Annotated in this window: 6 protein-coding genes and 3 pseudogenes; 6 read left to right on the top strand and 3 right to left on the bottom strand. The window is 63.3% G+C overall.

What is annotated here, in order from left to right; all coding sequences use genetic code 11:
* The 6 genes and pseudogenes from AB4074_RS21400 to AB4074_RS21375 all read left to right on the top strand — a co-directional run.
* A pseudogene (locus AB4074_RS21400) lies at window positions 1–544 on the top strand (M20 family peptidase); the annotation flags it as partial.
* Window positions 545–641: 97 nt separating this feature from the next.
* Window positions 642–935 (top strand): annotated as a pseudogene (locus tag AB4074_RS21395) (FCD domain-containing protein); the annotation flags it as partial.
* Window positions 936–1,082: 147 nt separating this feature from the next.
* Entirely contained in the window at window positions 1,083–1,784 is a 702-nt protein-coding gene (locus tag AB4074_RS21390) for a glycogen debranching N-terminal domain-containing protein (protein ID WP_441415193.1), read from the top strand.
* 47 nt (window positions 1,785–1,831) lie between these two features.
* Window positions 1,832–2,122: a transposase gene (locus tag AB4074_RS21385; RefSeq protein ID WP_441415192.1), complete on the top strand. Its 291-nt coding sequence runs from the start codon at window positions 1,832–1,834 to the stop codon at window positions 2,120–2,122.
* Window positions 2,122–3,012, top strand: a complete 891-nt coding sequence (locus AB4074_RS21380; protein WP_441415190.1) for an IS3 family transposase — start codon at window positions 2,122–2,124, stop codon at window positions 3,010–3,012. Before AB4074_RS21385 ends, AB4074_RS21380 begins: the two co-directional genes overlap by 1 nt.
* A gap of 46 nt (window positions 3,013–3,058) precedes the next feature.
* A pseudogene (locus AB4074_RS21375) lies at window positions 3,059–4,508 on the top strand (amylo-alpha-1,6-glucosidase); the annotation flags it as partial.
* Between the two features lie 69 nt (window positions 4,509–4,577).
* On the opposite strand, the gene AB4074_RS21370 reads toward AB4074_RS21375, so the two are convergent.
* From AB4074_RS21370 to AB4074_RS21360, 3 genes are read right to left on the bottom strand one after another with little or no spacing between them, the layout of a single operon-like run.
* Entirely contained in the window at window positions 4,578–6,974 is a 2,397-nt protein-coding gene (locus tag AB4074_RS21370; protein ID WP_441415189.1) for a bifunctional salicylyl-CoA 5-hydroxylase/oxidoreductase, read from the bottom strand.
* A gap of 13 nt (window positions 6,975–6,987) precedes the next feature.
* Window positions 6,988–8,646, bottom strand: coding sequence for an AMP-binding protein (locus AB4074_RS21365; RefSeq protein WP_441415188.1), 1,659 nt, complete (start codon window positions 8,644–8,646; stop codon window positions 6,988–6,990).
* 55 nt (window positions 8,647–8,701) lie between these two features.
* Window positions 8,702–9,607 (bottom strand): acyl-CoA thioesterase, encoded by a 906-nt coding sequence (locus tag AB4074_RS21360; RefSeq protein WP_441415187.1) that lies wholly within the window; start codon window positions 9,605–9,607, stop codon window positions 8,702–8,704.
* Window positions 9,608–9,609 lie beyond the last annotated feature (2 nt).

Raw genomic sequence — 9,609 nt, 5'->3', positions numbered from 1 at the left:
GGACGTGAGGGTCCACGCCGTCGTCGTCGATGGCGGAGAGGTGCCCAATATCATTCCGGAGGCGGCGTTGATTAGGGCGTATGTCCGGGCGCCGGACACGCGGAAGCTGCTCGCCGACGTCGTGCCCCGCATCGAGAACTGTGCCCGCGCCGCCGCGCTGGCCACCGGCACCGACGTCGAGATCGTCTCGCCAGCCCCGGCTTATGCCTCAATGGTGCCAAACGGCGTCCTGGGCAGGTTGCTCGAGGACAACTTCCAGCGGATCGGCCGGAACACGGAACTTCCACGGGCTGAAGTGTTCCCCGGATCGACGGACATGGGAAACGTCAGCCAGATCATTCCCTCGGTCCAGTCGAACCTGGAACTTGCCCCGGGTCTCGGTATGCACAGCCGTGAGGCTGCAGGGCTTGCCGGCGGAGTCGAGGGTGACAGCGCCGCATTGGATGGTGCGCTGCTGATGGCCATGACCGGCGTTCAGCTCTTCCAGTCTCCGGATCTGATGCAGCTTGTGAGGGCCGCGTTCGTCGAGGGGGTCCGGACGTGAGGTCCCAGCTGGTAGGGGACCAACCGCTGGGTATAGGGGCCGGAGTACAACTTGAGGGACCGGTGGCAAGGAAAAACTAATTCAGCGTTGCGGTTGAATGTTGGATAGCGATGCTGCGGAACGTTTGCCGGAGATGGTTACGGGCGGCACCGCACGAGCCCGCGGAGCTCCAGCTTTTGGCCGGCCGCAGAAGACGCTCCACGCCCGGATCAAATCGATCAGTTCCCAACAGACGGCCGCCGCCACAATCCAGCGGCTCCGCGGACAGCAGCCTGATTCCAGTTCAGGCTTGCCCGCCAGCCCGGCCGGGCCTACAGTTTCGCTGCCCCAACATCGCGCGATTATCGACGCCGTCTGCGCATATGATCCAGACGCAGGCGCCGAGACCATGAGGGTTCACCGGGAAGGCGTCGCCGACGTCATCCGATCAACGAATCCCCGAGCAGGATACGAAGCGGCTGCCGCCAGTCAATGGCACTTCAGCAAAGACCGGCGTAGCGTCGAGTCCTGTCTAACCGATTTCGTCGAGGAGCCCAGGATGGCTGGATGGAATGCTGACACGGCGGCAGGACCGCTAGGAGCTGGAACCGTCACCTTGGTGGAGGGTTCGTCATTGTGTATCTCCTTGGCCAACGGAGATATGCATCCCGAATTTCCGCACGGCGTGTTCTTTCAGGACACGCGCATACTGTCGCGCTGGATCCTGACCATCAACGGCCAGCCCTTAGAGCCGCTGGCCGCAGAGACCAGGGAGCCGTACCGGGCGCTGATGGCGAGCCGGGCTCTCCGCCCGGACGGGCACGCTGACAGTCCCCTTATGGTGGACCGGTTGCGTGAAGTGGGTGTAGGAATCGTTGAAACGATCACTGTTCGGAACTACTCCGTGACCCCCGCAAATTGCCTTGTCTCCCTGAGCATCGCGTCGGATTTCGCCGACCTTTTCGAAGTCAAGGAGGCCCGGATCACGCGACGCTGGGAGGAGGCGCGCCGGTTTGAAGGCGGCTCTCTGACCATCATGGCGAACTGGCAGGACCAGACGAAAGGGGTCGTGATCTCTGGGGAGGGCGCAGTCGCGACTTCCGACGGCCTCACATACCGCACGGTCATCGACCCCCAAGGCCAGCAAACCCGCGTAGTCCGCGCCGTGCCAATAACCGACTCCGCCCGTCCAGAACCCCTCCTTGATCATGTGCGATCGGAAGGGCGTCGCCGAGTGACCTGCGGCGCCGGGAATGGGTAGCTGAGGTGTACTACTGATCTGAGACACAGTTTGAAAGGATTGTGCTCATGTCTGCTCGACCTACCTATTCCCATGAGTTCAAGGCTGATGCCGTTGAGCTTGTGGTTTCATCTGGCCGTTCGCCTGCCTCTGTCGCTCCTGAGCTCGGCATTTCCGTCACGGCGTTGAAGCGCTGGGTGCGGCTGTCTCGTGAAGGGCAACCGGAGAGCGGCGGCAAACCGGATGATCCGGTGGATCCTGCGAAATACAAGGCTTTGGAAGCACGGCTGCGGGAGCTGGAGAGGGAGAACGATTTCCTGAAAAAAGTTTCGGCGTTCTTCGCCAAAGAACAACGGTAGTGGACTTGTACCGAGTTGTTCAGGAGAAGAGCGCCGACTTCCCGGTGGCCTGGATGTGCCGCCAGCTGGATCTCCCACGGGCCACGTATTACCGGTGGCTGGACGCCGCGGAAACCCCGACCGCGCTCCGCCGCCGGGAACTGACGGATCAGGTGAAGACCGTCTTCGATTCCTCCGACGGGATCTTCGGGCATCGCATGGTCCATGCGAAACTTGCCGCCGCCGGCATCGAGGTTTCGGTGGGCACTGTAGCGGGGATCATGGCCGAAAACGGGTGGACGGCAAAGCGGATGAGAGCGTTCAAACGCACCACGATCGCCTCGGATCCGGATAAAGTCTTCGCTGACCTCATCGGCCGGGACTTCACCGCGCAGACCCCTGGAACGCGCCTGGTGGGCGACATTACCTACCTGCGCACCGGCGAGGGCTGGCTCTACCTGGCCACTGTCATTGACCTGTGCACCCGCATGGTCGTCGGCTGGGCCATGGCTGACCATATGCGCACCTCGTTGGTAACCGGAGCCCTGACGATGGCCAGGGACCGCGGCCACCTGACCCCCAACGCCATTTTTCACAGCGACCACGGAACGCAGTACACCTCCCGGGAAATGGTCGCCTGGTGCGCCGGGAACAAGATCCGCCAATCGATGGGCGCCACCGGGGTGTGCTGGGACAATGCAGTGGCCGAATCGCTGTTCTCATCCCTGAAAAACGAGTTCTACCATCACCACAGCTTCGCCACCTGCCAGGACGCCCGACGGGCCACCATGCGCTACATCGAAGTGTTCTACAACCGCTGGCGCCCTCACACCAACAACGAGGGCCTGCCGCCGGCGACAGCAATGGCCAACTTCACAAGAGAAAACCAGCCGCTTCCCGCTGCTGCCTAACCGAAAAGAAACTCCCCGATTGTCTCACATCCTTGACACACCTCAAGCCGAGATCCCGGTCGTACACATCGGGAACATCTCGATCGAGCGGACCCTGCGCCAAAGCTACGACGACTTGGGCGCACTTCGCATCGAGGACCCGAACCATCCGGACCGCGTCGTGGTCGCGGCTGGAGCGCCCTGGTTCATGACGCTATTCGGCCGCGACGCACTATGGGCATCGCTGATGGCGCTTCCAGTGGATCCCTCCCTGGCTTTGGGCACGCTCCAGACCCTGGCGGACCGCCAAGGTACCGTGATTGACCCGATGACCGAGGAGGAACCGGGCAAAATCCTGCATGAGGTCAGGCTCGATGTCTCCAGCGCGCTTGCCTTAGGTGGAAAGTCCATCTACTACGGGAGCGTGGATGCCACTCCGCTGTTCGTCGCCGTCCTCGGTGCCGTCAGCCGGTGGGGCTTCGCCGCCGACACCATGGCTGCGCTGCTACCCCACGCGGACCGGGCATTGGATTGGATTCGCGACTACGGGGACAAAGACGGCGACGGATTCGTCGAGTATGAACGCCTCAATGACCAGGGCCTCATCAACCAGGGTTGGAAAGACTCCTGGGACGGGATCAACTTCGCCGACGGCCGCTTGGCAGAGACGCCCATCGCGCTTTGCGAAGTTCAGGCACTACGTTGCCTATCAGTCCCGGGCGTGGATGGCGTACGACGCCGGTGACACGGGGCTTGCTGTCCGGCTCGCCGAGCAGGCGGAGCAGTTGAAGAGAAAGTTTAACGAACAGTTTTGGTTCCCTGAACGCGGGTACTACGCCATCGCCCTGGATGGCCGGAAACGCCAGGTGGACTCGTGCGCGTCCAACATCGGCTCGTGCCTTTGGCTTGGACTCGTCGATGAGGACAAGGCCCCACAGGTGGTGGAACGGCTGATGTCTCCCGAAATGTTCAGTGGTTGGGGCGTGCGAACCCTTGGAAGCGATATGGGTGCCTACAATCCTGCGAGCTATCACAACGGTTCCGTCTGGCCACACGATAATGCGATACTCGTCGCTGGTTTGTTGCGCTATGGCTTCGTTGAAGAAGCCCAGACGATCGCGACCGCGCTCCTCGATGCGGCCGAGTTCTCGGGCGGGCGGCTGCCGGAACTTTTCTGTGGCTTCGAACGGGAGAAGTTCGTCGCTCCGGTCCCTTATCCCACGGCCTGCTCACCGCAGGCTTGGGCCGCCACCACGCCGATTCAGCTTGTCGCCAGCCTCATGCGCTATGACGTGAATGTCTCCAGCGGAAGCGTCTGGCTAGCACCGGTTTTGCCTGGGTCGTTCGGCGACGTTCACATCACCAATGCGCCCGTGGCCAGCGGCCGGGTTGCAATCGACATCGTCGGTTCCACCGTAACTATCCAGGGTTTGCCCGACGGCATGGAATTCCGCCAAGGCCGGCGACCCTGGATGAGCGAGCTTGTAGAGCAGGCTTTGCATCACCCGAAATCGTAGCCTCACTGCGTGCATGACAAAAGCGCCCTGGTCAGCGATGCTGACCAGGGCGTTTCGTCATACGTTTTCCTACTGGGCCAACACCGTTTCAGCGATGCGGGTGGACGGTGTCCAGCGGAGATGGGTGGTTGACGCCTCGTCGGTATCCATCTCCCGCAGCAAGGAGAGCCGGGGGCGGACGGCGTCGGTGCGGGCGCTCGGCGGCTTGCGGCGCCCGGCGCGGAATTGCGGAATCCACTCGCATCCGGGTCCGCGGTATTCCTGTTCGGCCGCTGCGTGGAGCGTCCATTGCGGGTCGTACAGGTGCGTGCGGCCCAGTGCCACGAGGTCGGCGCGGCCTGCGAGTAGGAGCGAGTTGACGTCGTCGTACGTGGAGATGGCTCCCACGGCGATGACGGCGACGCCGGCGGGCGCTGCCACCTCCTGCCGGATGCGGTCAGCGAATGGCGTCTGGTAGCTGCGTCCGAAGGCCGGCTTTTCCTCCTTGGCGACCTGGCCCGTTGAGACGTCAATGCCCGCGGCACCGTGCTCAATGAACGCGCGTGCAATGTCCACCGAATCGTCGGAGCTGTTGCCGCCGTCGATCCAGTCGGTTGCGGAGATGCGCACCGTCATCGGCTTGCCGGCAGGCCAAGCCGCGCGAACGGCGTCGAACACTTCCAAGGGGAAACGAAGCCTGTTCTCAAGGCTTCCTCCATACTCGTCCGTCCGCTGGTTGGAGATCGGCGAAAGGAATGAGGAAAGCAGGTAGCCGTGAGCGGCGTGGACTTCCAACAGGTCGAATCCGGCCGCCTCGGCGCGGAGGGTCGCTTCCACGAAGTCAGCCTTGACCTTGTCCATTCCGGCCCGGTCGATTTCCCGCGGGGTCTGGTTGCCCGGACCGTAGGGCAACGCGGACGGGCCAACGGGCTCCCAGTTGCCGCTTTCGAGGGGTTCGTCGATGCCCTCCCACATCAGGCGGGTGGAGCCCTTGCGGCCGGAGTGGCCAATCTGGACGCCGATCTTCGCCGTTGAGCGGCCGTGGACGAAGTCGACCACGGACTTCCAGCTGTCGCGCTGCTCATCGGTGTACAGGCCGGAGCAACCGGGGGTGATGCGCCCCTCGGCGGACACGCAGACCATTTCCGTCATGACCAGACCGGCGCCGCCAAGGGCCTTCGAGCCGAGGTGCACCAGGTGGAAGTCCCCGGGCACACCATCCACAGCGGAGTACATGTCCATCGGTGAGACGACGATCCGGTTCTTCAGCTCCAGCTCGCCGATGCGGTAGGGCTGGAACATGGCGGGAGCTGTCTCCGGCAGGCCTTGCGACTCCGCAAAATGACGGTCGACGGCGTCGGCGAACTCAGGGTCGCGAAGGCGCAGGTTTTCCTGCGTGATGCGGCGGGACCGCGTCAGCAGGTTGAATGCGAACTGGGTGGGGTCCTGGCCCTTGTACTGGCCGATCCGCTCGAACCATTCCAAGGAAGCCTGTGCCGCGCGCTGCGTGGACTCGACCACGGGACGGCGCTCGGTTTCGTACGCGACAAGCGCCGATTCGAGGTCCGAGTGTTCGTGGAGGCAGGCCGCGAGGGCCAGGGAGTCTTCCATGGCGAGCTTGGTGCCTGAACCAATAGAGAAGTGCGCGGTGTGCGCGGCATCGCCAAGGAGCACGATGTTGCCGTGGCGCCAGCTGTGGTTCCGGACGGTAGTGAAGTTCAGCCACTTGGAGTTGTTCGCCAGGATTTCGTGCCCTTGAAGTTCATCCGCGAAGATCCGGCGGATCTTATCGATGGCCTTCTGGTCGGAGACACCCGGAGGGAAAACTTCACCCGCACTTTCGTTGAAGCCGGCAGCCTCCCAAACGTCCGGCGACATCTCGACGATGAACGTGGATCCTTCGTCGGAGTACGGGTAGCCGTGGATCTGCATGGTACCGAACTCGGTGTCCTTCACGAAGAACTTGAAGGCCTCGAAGACAAGATCGGTGCCCAGCCACATGAACTTATTGGCGCGCGGGTCCAGGTTCGGCCCGAAGGATTCCGCATACATCGCCCGGATCTGGGAGTTCACGCCGTCCGAGGCAAGCACCAGGTCATAGCCGGCCTCAAGGTCAGCGACCGGGGGAGCAACCGTGCTGAACCGCACGTCGACGCCGAGTTCGATGCACCGGTGCTGCAGCAGTTGCAGCAATTCCTTGCGGCTCATGGCTGCGAAGCCTTGTCCGCCGACGGTCAGCGTCTCGGCGCCGAAGTGGATGTCGATATCGGACCAGCGGGCGAACCGCCGGCTCATGTATTCGGCCACCACGGGGTCGGCGTTACCGATTCCGCCCAATGTCTCGTCGGAGAACACGACGCCGAAGCCGAACGTGTCGGTCGCGGCGTTGCGTTCCCAGAGCGTGATGTCGTGGGACGGGTCGAGTTGCTTCATCAGTGCTGCGAAGTAGAGACCCCCGGGGCCGCCTCCGACGATTGCGATTTTCATGCGTCTTTTCCTTCTAGGACTGGCTCACGGCAGCGCCGGCCAATTGGTCGTTTTCGTGGTCGAGCCGGTCGCGCAGCTTGAAGTGCTGGAGCTTGCCGCTCGGGTTGCGGGGCAGTTCGTCGACGAACCTGATCTCCCGCGGATACTTGTAGGGGGCAATGGTTGCCTTGACGAAGTCCTGGATTTCCTTGCGTTTCGCATCGCTTGCTTCGACACCCTCGCGAAGGACGACAAACGCGCAGACCACGCTTCCGCGTTCCGGATCGTGGTGGCCCACCACCGCATTTTCAACGACGTCGGGATGCTGGTCGATTGCCGTCTCCACTTCGGGGGCGCCAATGTTGTAGCCCGAGGAAACGATCATGTCGTCCGAGCGGGACTGGTAGATGAAGTACCCGTCTTCGTCCCTGATGAAGGTGTCACCTGTGACGTTCCAGCCGTTGACGACGTATTTCGCCTGGCGGGGGTCATCCATATACCGGCAACCCGTTGGGCCGATCACAGCCAGCCTGCCTGGCTCGTGGGGGCCGACTTCGTTTCCGTTGTCGTCAAGGATGGTCGCGCGGAAACCGGGTACCGCTTTGCCCGTGGCCCCGGGCTTGATGTCGTCGCCGGCCGCCGAAATGAACACGTGCAGGAGTTCCGTTGAGCCGATCCCGTTGATGAGGCGGAGTCCGGTAGCGTCTCGGACGGCTTCCCAGGTTTCCTTGGGCAAGTGCTCACCGGCTGAGACGGCGATCCGCAGGGGGCTCAGCAAGTCGGCCTTGCCCGCTTTGAGGATGGCACGGTAAGCGGTGGGCGCCGTGAACAGCACCGTCGCGCCGGCGGCCGCGGCATACTCCGCCAATTCCACCGGTGTTGCGCGGTCTGTCAGTAGCGAAGACGCACCGAACCGCAACGGGAAGACCACGAGGCCGCCCAAACCGAACGTGAAGGCAATCGGCGGTGAACCGGCAAAGACATCGTCGGCAGTGGGCTGGAGGATGTGGCGCGCAAAGGTGTCGGCGTTGGCCAGGATGTCGCGGTGGAAGTGCATGGTGATCTTGGGCATACCGGTGGTGCCCGACGTCGGACCGAGCAGCGCGACGTCGTCGGCCGAGGTTTCCACACTGGCGAACTCGCCGCTCTTCGCGGCGCACAGCGCGGTGAAGTCACCGGGACCCGTACCTCCGTAGGGGACGACGGCGACGTCGTCGCCCGCCGCTGCGGCAAGATCGTCCAAGAACCGGTGGTCGGAGATCGCGACAACCGGCTTGGTCAATTGGATCAGGGTGGCAACCTCTGCGGCCCGCAGCATCGGCATGGTGGTCACCACCACCGCGCCCGCTTTGAGGACGCCCAGCCAGGCAGCCACGATCCAAGGATTGTTCGGCCCCCGCAACAGAACGCGGTTGCCCGGGACCACGCCGAAATCCTCGGTCAGGACCTGGGCTGCCTGGTTGGCCCGTTGCTGGAGTTCGCCGTAAGACCAGGTGGTGCCATCGGGAGTGTGCAGGGCCGGCCGGTCCGCGCCGTGTTCGGCGACGGCGTTGTCGATGAGAACGACGGCGGCGTTGAGCTTTTCGGGGTACTGCAGCTCAGGGAGGGTGAACTCGAGGGCCGGCCACATTTCAGCCGGCGGCAAGTGATCCCGGGTAAATGTGTCCACATGGGCTGACGTTGGGGATGTCATGGCCACTCCTTTCTGTGGTGCGTGGGTCTGTAGTGCGTCGGGCTCAAAGGGTTAGTTAGGAAGCGGAACGAATCATGCCCTCTTGGGCAACGGTGGCGAGCAGGCGGCCTTGCCGGTCAAAGAAGCGGCCGAGGGCGAGGCCCCTGTTGTTTTGCCCGGAAATGGCGTCCTGCGCGTAGAGCACCCAGTCGTCGGCACGTCCGTCGCGGTGGAACCACATCGAGTGGTCCAGGCTCGCGGTGCTGAGGCCGGGGGAGGACCAGTTCAGGCCGTTGATGCGGAGCAGCGGTTCAAGGATTGTGTAGTCGCATACGTAGGCCAGGGCCGCGCGGTGCAGGTCAGCGGTGGCATGCTGGTCACCGTTATCGGGAAGCGCGTCGAAGGCCTTGACCCAGACTGCCTGGTGGGGCTGGACGGCCCCTTCGACCTCCACATACACGGGGCCGGGAACGTGGCGCATGTCGAAACTACGGCCGTTGGACCAATAGTCCGCCGACGCGCCGTCGACGCCGGAGAGAACTTGGGCTGCGCTTCGCAGCGATTCAGGGTCGACGGCGGCAGGGGGCTCCTGCTGGTATTCGGAGCCTTCTTCCCGCACATGGAAGGAACCCATCGCGGCGAAGACTGCCTTGCCGTTCTGGTAGCCGCGGACGCTCCGGGTTGAGTAGCCGCGGCCGTCCCGCAATCGCTCCACCTCGTACCGAACGATCGCACCGATGTCCACGGGCCGCATGAAGTAGCTGTGCATGGAGTGCAGGGTCCGGTCGGCTTCAACCGAGCGCATCATAGCAGCGGCCGACTGGGCCACCATGTCCCCGCCATAGGACTTCGGCAAAGGAACGTATTGCGTGGACGCCTCGTACGCCTCGTCATTGACCTGCGCGGGGACTTGCGTGAGCTGGATGGCCCGGAGAAACGTCTCCGAGGTAGGGATCTTCACGTCAGGCGTTGCGGAAGTCATGT

Source organism: Arthrobacter sp. 2MCAF14 (genome assembly GCF_052115645.1).
Taxonomy (GTDB): domain Bacteria; phylum Actinomycetota; class Actinomycetes; order Actinomycetales; family Micrococcaceae; genus Arthrobacter.
The sequence above is the reverse complement of the archived record's forward strand: the minus strand, read 5'-3'. Positions and strand labels throughout refer to the sequence as shown.